Annotated in this window: 18 protein-coding genes and 1 pseudogene; 7 read left to right on the forward strand and 12 right to left on the reverse strand. The window is 62.9% G+C overall.

Annotated features, from left to right (window positions below; genetic code table 11):
• Nucleotides 1–71: 71 nt before the first annotated feature.
• Together HMP06_RS17705 and HMP06_RS17710 are read right to left on the reverse strand one after the other, a co-directional pair.
• Nucleotides 72–1,070, reverse strand: coding sequence for an NAD-dependent epimerase/dehydratase family protein (locus tag HMP06_RS17705; protein WP_176498281.1), 999 nt, complete (start codon nt 1,068–1,070; stop codon nt 72–74).
• The gene (locus HMP06_RS17710) at nt 1,067–2,230 is read right to left on the reverse strand and encodes an acyltransferase family protein (protein ID WP_176498282.1); all 1,164 of its coding nucleotides are present in this window, start codon (nt 2,228–2,230) and stop codon (nt 1,067–1,069) included. Before HMP06_RS17710 ends, HMP06_RS17705 begins: the two co-directional genes overlap by 4 nt.
• A 114-nt stretch (nt 2,231–2,344) precedes the next feature.
• Here HMP06_RS17710 and HMP06_RS17715 point away from each other — a divergent pair, with 114 nt between their 5' ends.
• The gene (locus HMP06_RS17715; protein WP_176498283.1) at nt 2,345–3,496 is read left to right on the forward strand and encodes an acyltransferase family protein; all 1,152 of its coding nucleotides are present in this window, start codon (nt 2,345–2,347) and stop codon (nt 3,494–3,496) included.
• Between the two features lie 70 nt (nt 3,497–3,566).
• Here the strand turns inward: HMP06_RS17715 and HMP06_RS17720 are convergent, their stop codons facing one another.
• Nucleotides 3,567–3,866: a hypothetical protein gene (locus HMP06_RS17720; RefSeq protein WP_176495226.1), complete on the reverse strand. Its 300-nt coding sequence runs from the start codon at nt 3,864–3,866 to the stop codon at nt 3,567–3,569.
• Between HMP06_RS17720 and HMP06_RS17725 the strand changes: the two genes are divergently transcribed.
• Both HMP06_RS17725 and HMP06_RS17730 read left to right on the forward strand, forming a co-directional pair.
• Nucleotides 3,852–4,775 (forward strand): NAD-dependent epimerase/dehydratase family protein, encoded by a 924-nt coding sequence (locus HMP06_RS17725; RefSeq protein WP_232089774.1) that lies wholly within the window; start codon nt 3,852–3,854, stop codon nt 4,773–4,775. The two genes, HMP06_RS17720 and HMP06_RS17725, sit on opposite strands and share 15 nt — an antisense overlap.
• Nucleotides 4,762–6,438 carry a GMC family oxidoreductase gene (locus HMP06_RS17730; RefSeq protein WP_176498285.1) on the forward strand — a complete coding sequence of 559 codons (1,677 nt, stop codon included), beginning with the start codon at nt 4,762–4,764 and terminating at the stop codon, nt 6,436–6,438. The genes HMP06_RS17725 and HMP06_RS17730 overlap by 14 nt, the downstream gene beginning before the upstream one ends.
• A gap of 152 nt (nt 6,439–6,590) precedes the next feature.
• On the opposite strand, the gene wecC is transcribed toward HMP06_RS17730, so the two are convergent.
• Nucleotides 6,591–7,889, reverse strand: coding sequence for a UDP-N-acetyl-D-mannosamine dehydrogenase (gene wecC / locus HMP06_RS17735; RefSeq protein ID WP_176498286.1), 1,299 nt, complete (start codon nt 7,887–7,889; stop codon nt 6,591–6,593).
• Between the two features lie 357 nt (nt 7,890–8,246).
• Between wecC and HMP06_RS17740 the strand changes: the two genes are divergently transcribed.
• On the forward strand, nt 8,247–8,921 hold the full coding sequence (locus HMP06_RS17740) for a class I SAM-dependent methyltransferase (protein ID WP_176498287.1): 675 nt from the start codon (nt 8,247–8,249) through the stop codon (nt 8,919–8,921).
• 12 nt (nt 8,922–8,933) lie between these two features.
• Here the strand turns inward: HMP06_RS17740 and wecB are convergent, their stop codons facing one another.
• From wecB to dut, 4 genes are read right to left on the reverse strand one after another with little or no spacing between them, the layout of a single operon-like run.
• Nucleotides 8,934–10,055 (reverse strand): non-hydrolyzing UDP-N-acetylglucosamine 2-epimerase, encoded by a 1,122-nt coding sequence (gene wecB, locus HMP06_RS17745; RefSeq protein WP_176498288.1) that lies wholly within the window; start codon nt 10,053–10,055, stop codon nt 8,934–8,936.
• Nucleotides 10,056–10,089: 34 nt separating this feature from the next.
• The gene (locus HMP06_RS17750; RefSeq protein WP_176498289.1) at nt 10,090–10,854 is read right to left on the reverse strand and encodes a HesA/MoeB/ThiF family protein; all 765 of its coding nucleotides are present in this window, start codon (nt 10,852–10,854) and stop codon (nt 10,090–10,092) included.
• Nucleotides 10,851–11,231 carry a hypothetical protein gene (locus HMP06_RS17755; protein WP_176498290.1) on the reverse strand — a complete coding sequence of 127 codons (381 nt, stop codon included), beginning with the start codon at nt 11,229–11,231 and terminating at the stop codon, nt 10,851–10,853. Before HMP06_RS17755 ends, HMP06_RS17750 begins: the two co-directional genes overlap by 4 nt.
• Nucleotides 11,228–11,674 (reverse strand): dUTP diphosphatase, encoded by a 447-nt coding sequence (dut, locus tag HMP06_RS17760; protein ID WP_176498291.1) that lies wholly within the window; start codon nt 11,672–11,674, stop codon nt 11,228–11,230. The genes HMP06_RS17755 and dut overlap by 4 nt, the downstream gene beginning before the upstream one ends.
• 133 nt (nt 11,675–11,807) lie before the next feature.
• Between dut and HMP06_RS17765 the strand changes: the two genes are divergently transcribed.
• Entirely contained in the window at nt 11,808–12,032 is a 225-nt protein-coding gene (locus tag HMP06_RS17765) for a DUF3072 domain-containing protein (protein ID WP_176498292.1), read from the forward strand.
• A 3-nt stretch (nt 12,033–12,035) separates the two neighbouring features.
• Here HMP06_RS17765 and coaBC read toward each other — a convergent pair.
• The 4 genes and pseudogenes from coaBC to HMP06_RS17785 form a co-directional block, all read right to left on the reverse strand.
• Nucleotides 12,036–13,216: pseudogene (gene coaBC, locus HMP06_RS17770) on the reverse strand (bifunctional phosphopantothenoylcysteine decarboxylase/phosphopantothenate--cysteine ligase CoaBC).
• Nucleotides 13,213–14,328, reverse strand: a complete 1,116-nt coding sequence (locus tag HMP06_RS17775) for a hypothetical protein (RefSeq protein WP_176498293.1) — start codon at nt 14,326–14,328, stop codon at nt 13,213–13,215. Before HMP06_RS17775 ends, coaBC begins: the two are co-directional and overlap by 4 nt.
• A gap of 142 nt (nt 14,329–14,470) precedes the next feature.
• Nucleotides 14,471–16,006, reverse strand: coding sequence for a 2-polyprenylphenol 6-hydroxylase (gene ubiB, locus HMP06_RS17780; RefSeq protein ID WP_176498294.1), 1,536 nt, complete (start codon nt 16,004–16,006; stop codon nt 14,471–14,473).
• Between the two features lie 13 nt (nt 16,007–16,019).
• Nucleotides 16,020–16,787: a class I SAM-dependent methyltransferase gene (locus HMP06_RS17785; RefSeq protein ID WP_232089776.1), complete on the reverse strand. Its 768-nt coding sequence runs from the start codon at nt 16,785–16,787 to the stop codon at nt 16,020–16,022.
• A 232-nt stretch (nt 16,788–17,019) separates the two neighbouring features.
• Between HMP06_RS17785 and mutM the strand changes: the two genes are divergently transcribed.
• Together mutM and rpsT are read left to right on the forward strand one after the other, a co-directional pair.
• Nucleotides 17,020–17,829, forward strand: a complete 810-nt coding sequence (gene mutM / locus HMP06_RS17790) for a bifunctional DNA-formamidopyrimidine glycosylase/DNA-(apurinic or apyrimidinic site) lyase (protein WP_176498295.1) — start codon at nt 17,020–17,022, stop codon at nt 17,827–17,829.
• Between the two features lie 104 nt (nt 17,830–17,933).
• Complete coding sequence (rpsT, locus tag HMP06_RS17795) at nt 17,934–18,197, forward strand: 30S ribosomal protein S20 (RefSeq protein ID WP_176498296.1); 264 nt, start codon at nt 17,934–17,936, stop codon at nt 18,195–18,197.
• The last annotated feature ends 461 nt before the right edge of the window (nt 18,198–18,658 follow it).

Here is an 18,658-nt window from a genome sequence, read left to right on the forward strand (position 1 = left end):
CCGGCGTGCAGCGCGGATGCCATAGCAGCCTGTCACATTCCGTCCAGTGCTGCGTTTGCGAAGGCTCGTCGCTACGCCTTGGTATAGCCCCGATACCATTCCACGAAGCGCGGCACGCCGACATCGATCCCGACGCGCGGCGCGAAACCCAGATCGTGCTGGATCGCGCTGATATCGGCGAACGTATCCGGCATGTCGCCGGCCTGCATCGGGGCGTTGATGCGAATCGCGGGCTTGCCGCACGCCGCCTCGACCAGGTCGATCAGCCGGTCGAGCCGCTCGGATTTGTGATTGCCGATATTGTAGAGCCGGTGCGGATTGGGGCTGCCCCCGGCCTTGACCGATCCGTCGTCGGCGGGGGGGGTATCGAGACAGGCGATGATCCCGGCAACGATGTCGTCGATATAGGTGAAATCGCGGCGCATATCGCCGTGATTGAACACCTGGATGGGTCGCCCTTCCAGGATCGCGCTGGTGAACAGCCACATCGCCATGTCGGGCCGACCCCATGGACCATAGACGGTGAAGAAGCGCAGGCCCGTCTGCGGTAAGCGATAGAGATGCGCGTAGGTCTCGCTCATCAACTCGTCGGCGCGCTTGGTCGCGGCATAGAGCGACAGCGGCCGGTCAGCGCGATCGTCGACCTTGAAGGGGAGGGTCGCATCGCCGCCATAGATCGAGGAGGAGGACGCGTAGACCAGATGCGCAGCGCCGCGCGCCCGGCCCAGTTCGAGCAGGTTGAGATGCCCGGCCACATTCGAATGGATATAGGCGCGGGGATTCTCGATCGAATACCGCACGCCGGCTTGCGCGCCGAGATGGACGATGCGGTCGAACTCCGTTGACCCTAGCGCCGCATCCAGCGCGGCATGATCCGCAAAATCGACACGGTGCATCGTAAAGCGCCCATCCGCTTCGGCCTCGATTGCGGCTACGCGCGCTTCCTTGAGGCTGACCGGGTAATACTCGTTGAAATTGTCGATCCCCACCACGGTTTCGCCGCGCGCAAGCAGCGCGCGCGTGACCGCCGCACCGATAAAGCCGGCGGCGCCGGTGACGAGGATGGTCATGCGCTGGCTCCTTGTGTGGCGCGTGCGCGCTGTTTCAGGCGTTTCGAAAGAGCAATCGCCGGGCGTTCGACCGTCAGCCAAAGGCCGGTCGCGGCCGCAACAGATCCGACCAGCGCGATCGCCGCCATCGCGATCCAACCCAGCGGCATGGTCTTGAACAAGGGCAGCACGGCCAGGATAACCAGGAGATGGACGAGGTATAGCGAATAGGAAATATCGCCGAAATAGGCGAGCACGCTGTTCGACCGCCGAACCAGCAGGATGACGAGCAGCGCAAGTACCGTGGCGCCGAGCGCTGCCACCGGCCCCTTCAGCGCGATCGCGCCAAGCGACAGCGCAATACACCCCCAGAACCTCCGCGGAGTGATCAGCTGCTCGCGCTGCAGGAACAACACCATACCGACCATGAAAACGGGCAGATGCAAAAGGATGTTTTCGCGCTGGCCGAGCGGCAGTTGCTCGGCCGGAAACCAACCCGGCATCGCAAGAATCATCGCGCCCGCGCAGCCGAGCGTCATCAACAGCGGACGGCTAAGCAGGACCGGGTAAAGCAGGCCGATCAGGACATAAAACTGGAACTCGACGCACAGCGTCCAAAACACGCTCAAAAGCCACGGCTTGTCGAACAGCGGCGCGAGATAGGCGATGTGCAGCGCGACCTGTGCCGCATCGATCCGATAGGGCGCATGTTTGATCGTTGCGATCAGCAAATTGAGCAACAGAACCGCGACGATGGTTGCGAAATAGGGTGGTTCTACACGGACAAAGCGGCGCGCGATGAAGCCGCCGAAATCGTGGACCCGATACGCCGATTTGCGGAGCGAATATGGGAGTACGAATCCCGAGATGACGAAGAACGCGGTAACGCCGTACTGACCGAGTTCTGCCACGCGGGCGATCGCGCGGGGCGGTGCCACATATGGGCTTGCCGCGACATGATAAAATAACACGGCAAGCGCGGCGAGACCGCGCAGATCGTGCACCGATTGCACGCGACGTTCCGGCTGCGATGTCGCTGCGATCCCCACCAGGGCCTGAAACCACATCGCGGCGTCCGGCGAAAGGCCTAATCGGATCAACCGACCAGACGCAACGGCTGCGGCGTGCGTACGGCACCTAGCTCTTAGATCTGCATCACCGATATCATCCGGCGTAGCCATTGACGGGTCGGTACCGACGCGCCAGGAGCGGAAGATGAAGTTTCGCCTCCGCCGCCATCCTTCCATGCTCACTATGGGTGATGCAGCGGAGCCGCGAGTACAGGGTCGATCGCGTTGATCGGCGAGACAAATGAATCCGAACAACTTGCGGCAGCAACCGTATCGACGCCGACGCGCGCTATCGAACTCGACGGGCTTCGCGGCTGGGCGGCGTTGTCGGTTGTGCTCTTCCATCTTATCCCAGAAAGTTTCGGTGCACTGTTCCCGGCGCTGCGCCATCCGTTGGTCGCGATGTTTATCAATGGCAATCTCGCGGTGTGTGTATTCTTCATCCTGTCGGGCGATGCGTTGTCGATGGGCTTCATGCGGTCGCGCAACGGCCAACAAGCGGTGTCGATCCTTCTGAAGCGCTACACACGCCTTACCGTGCCGATCTTCTTCTCCTGCCTGATCGTGCTGGTGCTGTACGAGGCGCACCTCACCTTTAATGTGGTAGCGGGGCAGTTGGTGAAACGCGATGGTTGGCTCGGCACCTTCCTAACCGAAGATATCTCGGTGAAGAGCTTCGTCCGCTTTGTATTCGTAAAGGTTTATAGCGAGGTCCCGCTTTCTGAGACGTTCAACCCTTTTCTCTGGACGATGCGGGTCGAACTGATCGGCTCAGTGCTCGTCATCGTCGTGCTGCTGTCGTGGCAATGGGTGAAGAACAAGCTCTGGTTGTTCTTTCTCTCTGGCCTGTTTCTCCAGGTGACTGTGGCGACCGCATATATCACGCTTTTCTTCATCGGGATGATGTTCGCTTGGCGGCGCAGTGTAAGACCGACGGTCGCGCGCGGGTTTCTTTCGAGGGGAATTGTGCCGATCCTGCTAATTTTCCTCGTGCTCGGCTGCATCCCCTTCCTCAATTATATCGGGGTCGCGCCATATCGGATCGAGCAGCTCTTCGCGCCGATCCTCGTCTTCCTCATCCTAGGAAACGAGCGCGCAATCGCATTTTTTCGCGCGCCGCTCTCGCAGTTTCTCGGAAAAATTTCCTTCTCGATCTACTTGATACAATTCCCCGTCATGATCTCCGCCATGTCCTATATGGTGGTCCGGCTCGGTGCGGTGCAGGCGCTAAGCGGGGTGAATTGTGCGATCGTGATGGTGACCAGCTTCGTGCTATGCCTCATCGGCGCTTGGCTTTTCCTCGCGATTGAAAACTTGGCTGCACGGATTGGCGAGTTCATGGCCGATAGCTTCCTCAATCGCGCTGCGTCGCGGTAGCTGGCTCGACCGCGAAAATGCCTAGGACCATTGCGAGAATATTACCCTCATCGCCAAACCATGGTATGTTTCAGCGGTTTATTAAATGCGCTGCCCGAGCGCCGAAAATTAATGCCGTTTCTATTGCGTAGACCGCGCGAATCTGCTTGTGGGCGCGTGACGGGTCTGACATTTCATCAAGGTAATACCCATACTGAAGGAAGCCGATCGTGAGCGCGGCAAGGTGCAGTAACCGTTCGACAATTCGTGCTTTCCGGGGCACTGGCCAGCTTAGCTGGGGCCGGCATTGTTGGGTCCACGGGTGAGCGGGCAGATACTTGTGATTGGCGCGGGCGGCTTTGTCGGGCGCCGGGTTGTGGCTGCTTTGCATCGGCGTTTCCCAGGAAGCGTCATGGCGGGCTATCGTCGCGCTGTGCCGGAAGGGGCCGTGCACTGCGATTTGATGGATGCTGACGGTCTTCGTACAGCAATGCACGGCGTTACTGCCGTCGTGAACTGCGCCCATTCACCCGGTGGAATGGAGAATGCCCGTGCAGCGGCACGCAATGTTGCGGCGGCAGCGGCCTCGTGCGGCGTCGGCAAACTCGTCTACCTGAGTTCGACTGCCGTCTATGGGCCGGTGAGTGGCGCCGTGCGGGAGGATTCGCCCCTCACTGCCCAATCCAGTGGCTACGCAGCTGAAAAAGTTGCTGCCGAGGAAATTCTTCGGCAAGCAGCGGGTCCCGAATTGCGGGTCGCGATACTCCGCCCTGCTCTGGTTTACGGGGGTGGCGAACCCCAGTTTTTCGACTGTTTCGTAACGCACGGGCGGCACCGTCAACTTCGCAATCTCGGCGAGTTTGGAATGGGCGATGCGAACCTCGTTCACGTCGAAGACCTCGCCGAGTTTTGCGCATCGTTAGTAGAGTCAGAGCTGCCGGAGCTTGTGATCGCCAATGTCGTTGGCAATGAAGTTCCGAGCTGGAATGCCTATTTTGCGGCGATCAGTTCTGCCGTGGGAAACGCGACGCTGCCTCGCCGGTCCATAGGACGCACAGCTTGGGAGACGCGCCGGTTCGCGCGTCGTGTGATTCGAAAACTTGCCGGTAAAGTCCCGATCGGTGCCGTTCGTGGGTCGTTCCCTGCAGGGCTTTCGGACTCTCCGTTCGAGAGTTGCGCCACGCGTTTGCACGTTGCCACTGATCGCGCCCGCGAATTGGGATTCGTATCGCGTTTCGGCGTGGATGCAGGGGTGCGTCAAGCCATAAGTCAGCTTCGGGGCAACCATGAAATTTCTTGATCTGGAAAACCCGCGCAGCAGCGTGGATTATAATGCCGAAATCTGCATCGTTGGGGCAGGACCTGCCGGGGTTACCATCGCATCCGAATTGGTACGAAGTGGCATTTCGGTCATCCTCGTGGAATCGGGGGGGCTGACCGAGGAGAGCGAGACGCACGCTCTTTATGATGGAGATACCATAGGCGAGCGTGTAAGAATGATGGAGGGACGGCACCGCGTTTACGGCGGAGCCGCGACTCGGTGGAACGGTCGATGTGCGCCACTGGACCCGATTGATTTCGAAGTACGCGACTGGATACCGCTTTCGGGCTGGCCCTTCCGCTATGCCGACTTCTCCCCGTGGTATGAGCGGGCCAAGGAACTCTCCAATTTTGCGGGACATTGGATAGACGATGACGTCGCGGTTCGGCGATTGGGTGCCGCTCCACGTCCGTTTAACGGCGGGAAGCTGCAGCGGATGGTGTGGCGGGTCGCTTCTTCCGAAAATCAGCCGGGTCGAAAGACGCTGCTGAAGCGCTGGCATCGGAAATTCTTCGATTACGGCGCAGCGTATCGCTCGAAGCTTAAGGAAAGCGCGACTACTCAAGTGTTGCTGCATGCCAATCTGGTCGCGATGCGGTCGAGTGAGGATGGCTCGCGCGTCACCGAGATCAATGTCGCTACGCTTCAAAATCGTCGTGCGACGATCCGCGCCAACCATTTCGTACTTGCGACGAGCGGAATCGAGAACGCGCGACAGCTTCTCCTCACGCCCCCGGCACTTCTCGCTCGCATTAATGCCCATTCGAATGTCGGGCGTTATTTCGGCCAGCATCCGCGAGGCACCATCGGCAGGATCATAGCCAGCCCGGCGCAGGCACGCCGGATCCAGCGCGCGTTCAATTGCTTCATGGTGCCGGACCGAGTTCCGGTTCAATATCAGGTCGGGTTTGCTCTGACGGAGGCGGCGCAACGTGATCACGGATTGGTGAACGCAAGCGGCTCGCTCATCTATCGCGCCAATTCCGATGCGCCCTGGCGGGCTGCAAAGCGCCTCGCGAATTCGCTTCGCGGCAGGCCCTTTAGGGATACTGCACGCGATGTCGCTGGCCTGATAACGGGGCTCCCAGACATTGTCCGAAATGTCGCGCGGCGTCAGCTATTCGGTAGACATTTTTGGTACAAGAATCCGGAAATATATGTCGAGTTGTACTTGGAGCAAATCCCCAATGCAGAAAGCAGGATTTTGCTATCACCCCGGCGCGATCGCTTCGGCAATCGACTTGCATCGGCCGATTGGCGCATTTTGCCAATCGAACGGCAAACTGCACGGTTTTTCGCAGATGCCGTGAAAGACGAGTTTCAGCGCATGGATCTTGGCCGCTTCGAGGGTGCTTCATGGCTCGATGATGATTTCACGCGGGACCCCGATGACCTTGTTGGGATATATCACCTGATCAGCACGACGCGGATGGATGCCGATCCGGCTAAAGGGGTCGTCGACGCGAACTGCCGCGTACATGGAGTCGAAAATCTATACTGCGCTGGCGCGTCCGTATTCGCCACCGGAGGTCACGCCAACCCGACCTTGACGATTGTCGCGTTGGCGGCGCGCCTGGCCGCCCATTTAGAGCAAATTGCGAGAGGTGGGACTTGTGAGCGAAGCCCCAAGGGAAGTGTCTGATCGAGTCGTTTCATCCCATGGGCCCGCACAAAACCTTGGTCGCACTGAATATTTGACTGGAAGCGGGATCCTTGCGAGGCTGCCCTGCCTGGCGCTCGGATCCGACCAGATTATGCAATGCCGCCCCACCGGTCGGGTGATCGTATCGCGTGTCACCCGACCAGACGCAACGGCTCCGGTTTCGCAGACGCGCGCGGCTGATCGGGCCAAATACCGCGCGTGTCGTACACGATCTTATCGGCACGCTCGTCAACCGGCACCGATCTGAAGACGTCGTGATCGACCAGCACGATCATGATGCCGCACGTCTCGATCGCGGTATCGATGTCGCTGAGTTTTGCGCCGGTGCCATCGAACGCGGCGGGCAACATGTCGGTATAGGGTTCGACCACGTCGAGGCGGTCACCGAACCGTGCCGCCAGCGCAGCCGCAACCTTCAGCGCGGGGCTTTCGCGGAAATCGTCGATGTTCGCCTTGAACGCGAGGCCGAGGCAAGCGACGCGCAGGCCCGGATGCGCTGCGACCATCGCTTCGGCGCGTTCCACGACATAGTCGATCTTGGCGTCATTCACTTCGCGCGCGGTGCGGATCAGCGGCGTGTTGGCGCGGTCGGCATGAACCAGGAACCACGGGTCGACGGCGATGCAATGCCCGCCGACGCCGGGGCCGGGCGACAGGATATTCACGCGCGGGTGGCGGTTGGCGAGGCGGATCACCTCCCACACATCGACCTCCATCGTATCGGCGACACGGCTGAGCTCGTTGGCGAAGGCGATGTTGACGTCGCGGAAAGCGTTTTCGGTGAGCTTGGTCATTTCGGCCGCGCGGCTGGTCGTCGTGACGCACGCGCCGCGCACGAAGCGGCGGTAAAATTGCAGCGCTTTGCGCGCGCAGCGTGGCGTGATCCCGCCGATCACGCGATCATTGTCGATCAGCTCGACCAGGATGCGGCCAGGCAGCACGCGCTCGGGGCAATAGGCGATGGCGACGTCTGGGCTTTCTGTGGTCTTGCCGGGGATTTTCAAATCGGGACGAAGTTGCGCGAGGAGATCGCGCACCTTCTCGGTCGTGCCGACCGGCGAGGTCGATTCGAGGATGACCACGTCACCTGCCTTCAGCACGGCCGCGATCGTCGTCGCGGCGCGCAGGACATAGCCGATGTTGGGCGCATGATCGTCGGCGAAGGGGGTGGGGACTGCGATGACGAAGACGTCGGCTGGCTCGATCAACGTCGCGGCCCGCAAATTTCCGCGCGCGACCACGCCCGAGACGAGCCCGTCGAGATCGACCTCCTCGATATGCACCTTGCCCGAGTTGACCGTCTCGACGACATGTTCGGACACGTCGATGCCGAGCACTTGTGCGCCCGTCCGCGCGATGATGGCGGCGGTCGGCAGCCCGATATAGCCGAGGCCGACGACGACGACCTTGAGGTTAGAATCCGAAACCATCGCCGAGCCATTCCCTTGTCGCCGCGCCCCGGAGCTGGAGCACCGCGTTCAGGATTCACTGTGTCAGCAGAGAGTGAAAATTCCGGAAACGGAAGTGCGCTTTGCCTTGGGGTCGCAGAACACCGAGAAAATCGTGATTGGCAAGGGCGCGGAATGGGTCGCGCAATCGCGTGGATTGCGGCCAACATACTGTGTGACGCCGTGTCCATTGAAAAGATCTGAGCTGCTACCGGCGCTCGGACCACCCGGCTGGACGTCCGTTAACGTCGCGCATTGCGTGGTGCAACGCAGCGTAAAGCTGGCAATCGCGGAAGCTCACGGATAATAGAGGCGCCTGCTTACCCACGGAGCTGATGAATGATCGATCCCTTCGCCATCAAACGGCATTCCAAAGTCGATCCGCGACGGGTCGCCTTTACCGCCTTTGCGCGCCTCAGCGACCGCGTCGCGACAAGCCGCTTCGATCGCTATGCGTTGCCCCTCACCGACGAGGGCGCGCTGAACCAGGTCGTTGAAAGCGAAATCGACGATACCGACGTCAATCAGCGGCAAATGGACGTCTTGTCGAAGCATCTCGCCGCCGTTCAGCAGCGCTTGCCGGGTGCCATTGTCGAGATCGGCGCTTATCGCGGCGTTACCACGCGCCGCATGGCCGAAGTGGCGCCCGATCAGCAGGTTTACGCGATCGATCCCTATATCGGTTATGGCGGCAGCGATGTCGATCTTGCGAAATTCCAGGCGCGCAATGCGAGTGTCGCGAACATCACCCATCTCCGCAAGCCTTCGGGTGCGGGCCTGGCGGATCTCGCGGGCACGCCGATCAGCTTCATCTTCATCGACGCGGTCCACGATTATGTGAACGTGCGGTTCGACGGCGGTTCGTGGTTCAAACTGCTCCGTCCGGGCGGCATGATCGCCTTTCACGATGTCGACGATATCGTCTTTGCCGGCACGCGCCGCGCGGTGTGGGAATTGGCGCGGCAAGCGACGTTGGTCGCGCATGTGCCGGGCTTGGTCCTCCTGAGCAAATAGCGACGCCGCCGCTCAGCCGCCCGCCACGATCCTGGCAATCCGCGCACTCGCATGCCCGTCGCCGAACGGATTGTGCGCGCGTGCCATCGCGGCGTAGGCGGCATCATCGTCGAGCAAATGAGTGACCTCGGCGACGATCCGGTCGGGATCGGTGCCGATCAGCTTCGCCGTCCCCGCGACCACCCCTTCCGGCCGCTCGGTCGTCTCGCGCATCACCAGAACGGGCTTGGCGAGGGCAGGTGCCTCCTCCTGCACCCCGCCTGAATCGGTGAGCGCAATGTGGCACAGTTCCAGCGCGCGGATGAAGTGTGGGTAATCGAGCGGATCGATCCGTGCGATATTGGGCCGGTCGCCGAGCACGCGCTCCATCGCGGCCACGACATTGGGGTTGGGGTGCATCGGAAACAGGATCGCGACATCGTCGCGCGCGGCGATCCGGCCGAGCGCATGGGCGATATTGTCCATGCCGCCACCGAAATTCTCGCGCCGATGCGTGGTGACGAGCACGATTCGTTTGCCCGCAAAGCGCGCCGCGATCTCGTCCAGCCCCGCTGCCAGGGTCGGATCGGCCGCGAGCTTCGCGCGCGTCGCGTGCAGCGCGTCGATCACGGTGTTGCCGGTGACGTGGATCGTGGCGGGATCGATATTTTCGCGGCGCAGCGCCTCAGCCGCCGTCTCGGTCGGCGCGAAATGCTGGTCGGCGATCGGCGCGACGATGCGGCGGTTCACTTCCTCGGGCCAGGGTTGATAGATATCACCCGAGCGAAGACCCGCCTCGACATGGCTGACCGGCACCTTGCGGTAATACGCCGCGAGCGCCCCGACCATCGCAGTTGCGGTATCGCCTTGTACGATCACGCGGTCGGGCCGTTCGGCATCCATCACGTCGCCAAGACCCGTGAGCAGCCGCGCGGTGAGGCGGTCGAGCGACTGGCCCGGCTCCATCAGATCGAGATCGATATCGGGCGTGAGGCCGGCGATGCTCAGCACTTGATCGAGCAGCCCGCGATGTTGCGCCGTGACGCAGGTGCGCACGTCGAGGCCGGGCATGGCCTTCAATGCGGCGACCACGGGAAAGAGCTTGATCGCCTCCGGACGGGTGCCGAAAATGACGAGGATGCGCGCGGTTTTCATGAGTTTGCCCTATCGCGTCCGGGTTAAGGCCGCGCTAACCGCACCCCTTGCACCCCGGGTCCTTCGGCAGCGCGATGGTGCGGAATCGGAACGCTAGCGCGTCGACCAATAGCAGCTTGCCTGCGCTGTCGTCACCGAAGCCGATGATTACGCGCATCGCTTCCAGCGCGGCGAGGCTACCCATCACCCCGGTCATCGCGCCGAGCACGCCGAGATCGGCGCAACTGTCGCCTGCGGCATCGGCGGCATTGCCGACGAAGCAGCGATAGCACGGCTTGTCGGCTTCCCAGCCGCGGAAGACGCCGAGTTGCCCTTCGAACTGCCCGACCGCAGAAGATACAAGCGGGATGCGCGCCGCGTGCGCCGCGTCGGCCACCGCGAGCCGGGTCGCGAAGCTGTCGGTTCCGTCGAGGACGACATCTGCGCCAGCGATCAGATCGGCGGCATTCTCCGTGGTCAGGCGTTCGGCCCGCAATTCCAACGCGACATGCGGGTTGATTCGCGCCGCCGCCAGTCCGGCTGACGCCACTTTCCGCGCGCCGACGTCGACGTCGGCGAACAAGGTCTGGCGCTGCAAGTTCGACAGATCGACCGTATCGTCGTCGATCAGGATCAGCCGCCCAACGCCCGCCGCGGCGAGATATTGGATCGCGGGCGAGCCGATGCCGCCCGCGCCGACAATGGTGACGGTCGCCGCCTTCAGTTTCGCCTGACCTACCCCACCGACTTCGCGCAGGACGATATGTCGGGCGTAGCGATCGAGTTCCGCATCGCTCAGTGCAGCGTCGGACAGGTTCATCCGCGCCAGTCGAACACGATGGTCGCGCGGTACCAGGTGTTGCCCGTGCTGGGCCTTGGCATCAGGTTGCCGCGCGCGAAGCCAGCGACCAGCCCGGCGGCATATTGTTCGACCGTTGGGCAGCTGATGGCGTGCGGCACGGTTTTGCGGATCACTCCCGATGCATCGATCAGCGTCGCAACATCGACCTTCACGACATAATGGCGATCGGCCGGTTTTGGTACGACGCAGCGCCCGGCCGCCACTTCGCCGCCGACGAAAGCGTTCAATTGCGGCGTCATGTGCGGTTCGCTAACATAGGGCATTGGCGCGAGGGCGGACCAGTCGGTCGGCACGGCGGAAGGCTCCGCTGCCTGAAGAAGCAAAATGGCGATCATCGTCCCGTCGATCCGAAACCCCCGGTTCCACGGGGCGTATCGTCGAGCGATTCCACCACGTCCAGCACTGCGCGTTGAACCGGGGCCGGAACGAGTTGGGCGATCCGATCGCCGCGTGCGATCTCAAACGGCTCCGTACCGAGATTGATCAGGATCACCTTCACCTCGCCGCGATAGTCGCTGTCGATCGTGCCGGGCGTGTTAAGGCACGTCACGCCGTACTTGAGCGCAAGGCCCGAACGCGGGCGAACCTGCACTTCATAGCCCGTCGGAATCGCGATCGCAAAGCCAGTAGCGATCGCGGCGCGGGCACCCGGGGCGAGCGTCGTGGCCTCGGCCGAGACCACGTCCATTCCGGCGGCACCCGTGGTGGCATAAGCGGGGGGGGGCAGGCCTTCGCCATGGGGCAGGCGCTTCAGCGCGATCGTGATCGGTGCGGTCATGCAAAAGAGCTTAGCCGAGCCGGGGCGAAGCGCGAAAGCAAACTCTTCTTTGGCGTGGCCAACCGCAAGGTGCCGGGAACCAGCGGGAGTTTGGAAAGTTTGGAACATATAGAAAACATCGATGAGGTGCCCCGTGAACGATTCGCTACACAATCCCCCGCTGGACGAGCATCCCGCGTCCAATGCGGAGAAGGACCCCGAGAATTGGGTCTCGGGCGACGACCCGATGACGGGCGCGCAAGCGTCGTATCTGACCACGCTGTGCGAGCAGGCCAAGATCGACCCACCCAGTGCCGATTTGAGCAAAGCCGAAGCGTCGATCCAGATCGATGAATTGAAGCAGAAACTCGGGCTGTAGGGCTCAGCCGAGCGCTTGGGCGATCCGGTCCACCAAGCGCTCGGCGACGGCTTCTTTCGGCATCCGCTCCCAGCTTTCGACGCCGTCCGCGGAGACGATGTGGACGGTGTTCGCCGTGCCGCCCATGACGTCACCCGACACGTCATTGGCGACGATCCAGTCGACAGTCTTGCGCACGCGTTTGGCCGTGGCATGTTCGATGACCCGTTCGGTTTCGGCGGCGAAGCCGACCAATAGTCGCGGGCGATGCGGGCTTGCTGCCAGCCCGGCGAGGATATCGGGATTCTCGACGAGCCGCAGCGTTGGTGGCCCACCCGCGCCCTTCTTGATCTTCTGGCCCGCACCTTCGACGCGCCAATCGGCGACCGCTGCCACGAGAATGGCCGCGTCGGCGGGGAGGGCGGACTCCACTGCGGCCTGCATCTGCAATGCCGTCTCGACATCGATCCGCGTCACTCCGACTGGCGTATCGAGCGTCACCGGCCCCGCAATCAACGTCACCCGCGCGCCACGTCGCGCCAGCGCGGCGGCAATCGCAAAGCCCTGCTTTCCCGACGAGCGGTTGGCGAGATAGCGCACCGGATCGATCGGCTCATGCGTCGGCCCGGCGGTGACGAGGATGTGGGTGCCGTCCAACCCGGCAGCGGCGGACATCAGGCCAGCGCCGCCTCGATCGTGGCGAGGATTGCGACCGGTTCGGGTAAGCGCCCGGGGCCGAACTCACCGCACGCCATCGCGCCTTCGTCGGGTTCCAGCACCGTCACGCCGTCACCGCGCAGCGTTGCCACGTTGCGGCGGGTGGCGGGGTGTTGCCACATGCGGATGTTCATCGCCGGGGCGGCGAGGACGGGCTTGTCGGTTGCGAGCAGCAAGGTTGTCGCGAGATCGTCGGCGATGCCCGCTGCCATCTTGGCCAGCAAATCGGCGGTGGCGGGGACGACGACGACCAGATCGGCCGCGCGGCTGAGCTGGATATGGCCCATCTCGGCCTCATCCTTCAAATCCCATAGCGAGGTGTAGACCTGATTTTCGGACAAGGCGGCCAGCGTCATCGCCGTGATGAAATGCCCGCCGCCCGCAGTCAGGACGCAGGTCACTTCGATCCCGGCCTTGCGGCACAGGCGGATCAACTCGCACGCTTTAAAGGCCGCGATGCCGCCGCCGACGATCAGAAGGATTTTCATCTGGTCATCCGCGTGATCGTGATTTTCCGACGCGGCGTGCGCGCAGCCGCGATCAGGTCGCGCAGGCCATCCGGCGCAAAGGCTAAGCCGATGAGGAGCGTGGGCGCGATCATCAAGCCCCAATAGAAGGTGTCGGTCCGCCCGAACAGCCCGAGCAGCGCGGCATAGACCGCGAAGATCGCCAGTGCGCGCAGTGCCAACGCGCTGTTCCAGGCCGACCAGCCGAATAGCGCAAGGCCGATGAGCGGGGCGGCGAGCCACAAGGGGGCAAGGACAAGCGCGGTCGAAAGCTGCATCGTCTTCACGAAGAAGCCGAAGCCGAGCAGCCCGGCCCAGCCCGGCGACGCCGGGTCGGTGGGCCGCACGACTTGCCCGACCGCATGAGCGTGGAGTGCGACCACGATCGCGAGGACCGCCACCGTCGCTGCCCAGCCGAGTGCCTCCTTGCGGTTGCCTTCGGCGAACGCCAGCACCGCCATCACGCCGACATAGAGCGCGGCGGTCTCGCGGATCAGCATCGCGATCAGCCCGATCGCGACCGCCTCGATCCATTTGTCCTCGCGCCGCACCGCCAGCGACAGCGCGATCAACAGGCCTGCCCAGATCTCGTGGAAGCTCGCCAGTTCGCCTTGCACGAACGCGATCATGCCGCCGCACAGCAAGGCCATCGCAATCAATCGCGGCGGGGTGCGGGCAAGCGCTGGTTTCAGCTGCCGATACCAGGCGAACAGGACGCCGATCGTCAGCGCGTACAGCAGACCAATCGTCACGTCGCGCGGCAGCAGCGCCTGCACCACCGCCAGCGTCGGCAAGCGGAAGGTGACGAACGGGCGCATCGGATAATCGCCGCTGCGCAATTCCTGCGCGGCGGCGGAGTAATAATCCTGTCCACCGCGCATGTCCTGCACGATCGATTCGTAGAGCATGACATCGGCCTGATCCTGCGCGCGCTGGGCGGGATCGCGGCTGACGGGCGGGGGACCGGGGCTGGCGAGTGCGAGAAAGGTGGCGGCGAGGAGTAAAGCGAGCAGCGCGAGCGCGATCCGTGCGGCCTGCGGTTTCAAGCCAGCGTAACGCGAGGGGGTGGCGAGCCAGAGAGTGGCGTGGGTCATAGGCGCCACCCCACCCAACATACGTCACCCCGGCCTTGTGCCGGGGTCCACCAAGCCGCTCGAAATGCCTTCGACCTTCGAGCGATATTGCTTGCTGCGCAGTGGACCCCGGCACGGGGCCGGGGTGACGGATGTGGGGAGGTCACCCCCACAGCATCCACCCGATGCCCAAACTCGCGGCGATGCTGACCAGCGACACCGCGACATAGCGCCAGCCGCCGCCGATCCTCACCACTTCGATCTCGCGCAAGGGTGGTTCGGGCGGTGCGCCCGGCGGATTGGGGAAGCGCCGCTCGATGTTGCGGATCAGCTCGGGCAGGCGTGCCAGCGTACGGAAATCCTCGACCAGCCGGTCCGCCACTGCCGCTTCGGGGCCAAGCTCGGTGCGGATCCATTCGCGCACGAACGGGGCGGCGGCGTCCCACAGATTGATCTCGGGATCGAGGCTGGTCGCCACGCCCTCGACCATCACCATCGTCTTTTGCAGCAGCAGCAGATGCGGCTGGGTCTGCATGTCGAAATCGCGCGTGATGTTGAACAGCCCGTCGAGCATCATGCCGATCGACATGTCCTTGACCGACATGCCGCGCATCGGCTCGCCGACCGCGCGCAGCGCCGTCGCGAATTCGTCGACGCTGTGATGTGGCGGGACATAGCCCGCCTCGAAATGGATTTCGGCGACGCGCTTATAATTGCCGGTGATCAGCCCGTAGAGGATCTCCGCCAGCCACACCCGCGCACGCCGGTCGATCCGGCCCATGATGCCGAAATCGATCGCGGCGATCTTGTTGCCGGGCAGCGCGAACAGATTGCCTTGGTGCATGTCAGCATGGAAAAACCCCTCGGCAATCGCCTGGCGCAGGAAAGCGTGGACCAGCGTGTCGGCGAGCTTCTGCATGTCATAGCCGGCCGCGATCAGCGCCTCGCGGTTCGACAGCTTTATCCCGTCGATCCATTCGAGCGTCAGCACCTTGCCGGCGGTGCGCTGCCAATCGATTTGCGGTACCAGAAAATCGGGTTCGGCGGTCATCGCATCGGCGAGCTCGGACGCAGATGCCGCCTCACGCCGCAAATCGAGTTCGCGCGCGGTCCAGCGCTTGAACGTCTCGATCACGAGACGCGGGCGCAACCGGGCGATCTCGCCGCCATACGCCTCGACTTGCGCCGCGGCCCATTGATAGGTGTCGATCGCGCGCGCAAAATCCTCTTCGACGCCGGGGCGCAGGACCTTGATCGCCACGGTGCGGCCATCGGTCGTGACGCCGCGATGGACTTGCGCGATCGAGGCGGCACCGACCGGCACGGGATCGATTGCGCTGAACAGATCGGCGGGATCGCGCCCGAACGCGCGCGTCATCGCCGCGTGGATCGTCTCGTATGGGACGGGGGGCAGGGTATCCTGGAGCCGCATCAAGTCCGCCGCCGCCGCCTCGCCGACAATATCGGGCCGCGTGGCTAACGTCTGGCCGAGTTTGATCGCGGCGGGACCGATCGCCTGCAACGCATCGGCATAGCGCGGCACGGCGGGTACGCGCGCGCCGATCCGCGCGATCCGGGCGAGGCGGCGCACCGGGGTGGGCGTGTTGGGGTCACGTTCGATTCCGCGAAGCGCCCCGTGCCGCGCGAGGATGCGGCCCCATTTGAGCAGGCGCCAGACGTGAGTTGCGGGGGCGGTCATTTCCTACGCCCCATCAAATCTTCCACCCGGAGTGAATCGCGACCAGCCCGCCGAGCATCGGCTCGACATTGGTCTGCACGAACCCGGCATCGCGGATCATGCCTTCGAAGGTCGGCATATCGGGAAAGCGGCGGATCGATTCGATGAGGTAGCGATAGCTGTCTTCATCCTTGGCCAGCAGCTTGCCGAGCTTTGGCACCACCTTGTGCGAATAGGCGTCGTACACATCGGCGAAGCCCGGCCACACGGTCGTCGAAAATTCGAGGCAGTAGAAACGCCCGCCGCGCCGCAGCACGCGGTTCGCCTCGCGCAGCGCCTTGGGGATGTCGGTCACGTTGCGGATGCCGAAGGCGATCGTATAGGCGTCGAAGAAGCGGTCGGGGAACTGCAACACCTCGGCATTGGCCTCGGACCAGACCAGCCCGTCGATGCCGCGCTTGGCGGCGCGGTCCATCCCGACTTCGAGCATTTGCGGGTTGATGTCGGCGACCGTGATGCTCGCGCCCGATTCGGCAAGGCGGAACGCGATGTCGCCGGTGCCGCCGGCCATATCGAGGATCTGCTCCCCGGCGCGCGGTTTTACGCGGCGCACGAAGCGGTCCTTCCAAAGCCGGTGCATCCCGCCCGACATCGCGTCGTTCATGATGTCATAGCTGCGCGCCACGCTGGAGAAGACCCCGCCGACGCGGGCGGTCTTGTCGGTGGCGGGAATGTCCTCATAGCCGAAGGAGACGGTGTCGGCGGCGTTGCCGGGGAGGGGGGCGATCATTGGGTCGGTCATCCCCCGGCTCTAGCCGAGCCGCGCGCCCACGCAAACCATCGCGTGACGGCTGCATAAGAATCTCACTTCTGCGTAAGCGGTATCATTCTTCTGCTTCGCGTCCTTCCTGCCTTCTTTGCGGTCTTCGCGTGAAAAAGAAGGTTGGTTCACGCGAAGGCCGCGAAGAAGGAGGGAAGGCCGCGAAGATAAGGGAAGGTGTTGCGGCTTCGCCGCGATCGCGCGATGGCGGGGGATGCCTGAACTACCCGAAGTCGAAACCACCGTGCGCGGGCTGACCCCGGTGCTGGAGGGCCAGCGGATCACGCGCGTTCAGTTGCGCCGCGCCGATTTGCGGCGGCCGTTCCCGGTCGATCTTGGCCAGCGTCTGACCGGCGCGATCGTCATTGGCCTAACCCGTCGAGCTAAGTACGGGCTGATCGCCACCGATCGCGGCGATACGATGATCTTTCACCTCGGCATGTCGGGCCGCTGGCGCGTTGATCCGGCGGAAGTCCTAACGCACGACCATCTCATTCTCGAAACGCCAACGCGCCGCCTCGCGCTCAACGATGCGCGCCGCTTCGGCTCGGTCGATCTGGTATCGACCGAATCGCTTGCCGATTTTCCGGCCTTCAAGGCGCTCGGGCCCGAGCCGCTCGGGCCGGGTTTGACGGCGACCTATTTGCACACCGCGCTGGCGGGACGAATCGCGTCGATCAAGCTCATGCTGCTTGATCAGCGAATCGTCGCCGGTCTCGGCAATATCTATGTCTGCGAAGCGCTGTTCCTGGCGGGCATTTCGCCCAAACGGCCGGCGGGCAAGGTTTCTCGGGCCAAACTCGACCGACTCGTGCCGGCGATTCGCAGCGTGCTGCTCGCCGCGATCGAGGCGGGTGGGTCGAGCTTGCGCGATTATGTCCGGCCTGACGGCGAACTCGGCTATTTCTCCAAGCAATTCGCGGTCTATGGCCGGGAAGGGCAGCCCTGCGCCTGTGGCGGGACCGTTGCACGCTATGCCGAGGGCGGCCGGTCGACATTTTGGTGCCCGAAATGTCAGCGATAGGCACCGCAACAGTTGACCCTCGGAGCGCTTCTCGCTAAGGCGCACGGCTTCCGGGGCCGGGAGGTTACTCCCGCCCTTTCTTATTTACAGAATCAGAGGGCTTCATGGCGAACACGCCACAGGCGAAAAAGCGCATCCGTCGTAACGCCGCGCGGACCATCGTGAACGGTAACCGCACCGGTCGCATTCGTACCTTCGTCAAGAAGGCCGAGAGCGCATTGGAAGCGGGCGACAAGGCTGCTGCAACCGCTGCGATGGCGCAGGTCCAGCCCGAGCTGATGCGCGGCGTTGCCAAGGGCGTGCTGCACAAGAATACTGCGAGCCGCAAATTCTCGCGTCTGACCAAGCGCCTTTCCGCGCTGGCCTGACACGCGAAGCTGGTTAAGGACACATCGCCCGCCGGACGCAGGTTCGGCGGGCTTTTTGTCGTCTGCGCGGTTTTACATATTTAGGCGTACGGGAAAGAACGTATTGCGAACCGCGTTTTTGACGCTCGCTGACAAACGTAGGACTTGCCACGATTCGCATAAAGTTCACGGAAGTGTAACGATTATTATCGTTATATTTCATTGGTTTATAAGTTTTCTGACGCGAAACCGTGGGCAAATGCGAGTCAACCGGATTATTTCAAAAATCTGACAGCCGTGGCTCTTGCCCGACTCGCTGCGATCTTCATAACTGTCCCTCCGACGCGCAGACGATTGTCTCGCGACTCAAATCGAACGGCATAGTCAGACGGACTGCGTTTCCGGCTGATGGGAACTTTGTCTGTCGTATAGCGCTCGTTTCGCATGCGTAACGAGCTTAAAAATAAAGGTTTAGTGTCGAC

The organism is Sphingomonas sp. HMP6 (genome assembly GCF_013374095.1).
In the GTDB taxonomy this organism is placed as follows: Bacteria; Pseudomonadota; Alphaproteobacteria; order Sphingomonadales; family Sphingomonadaceae; genus Sphingomonas.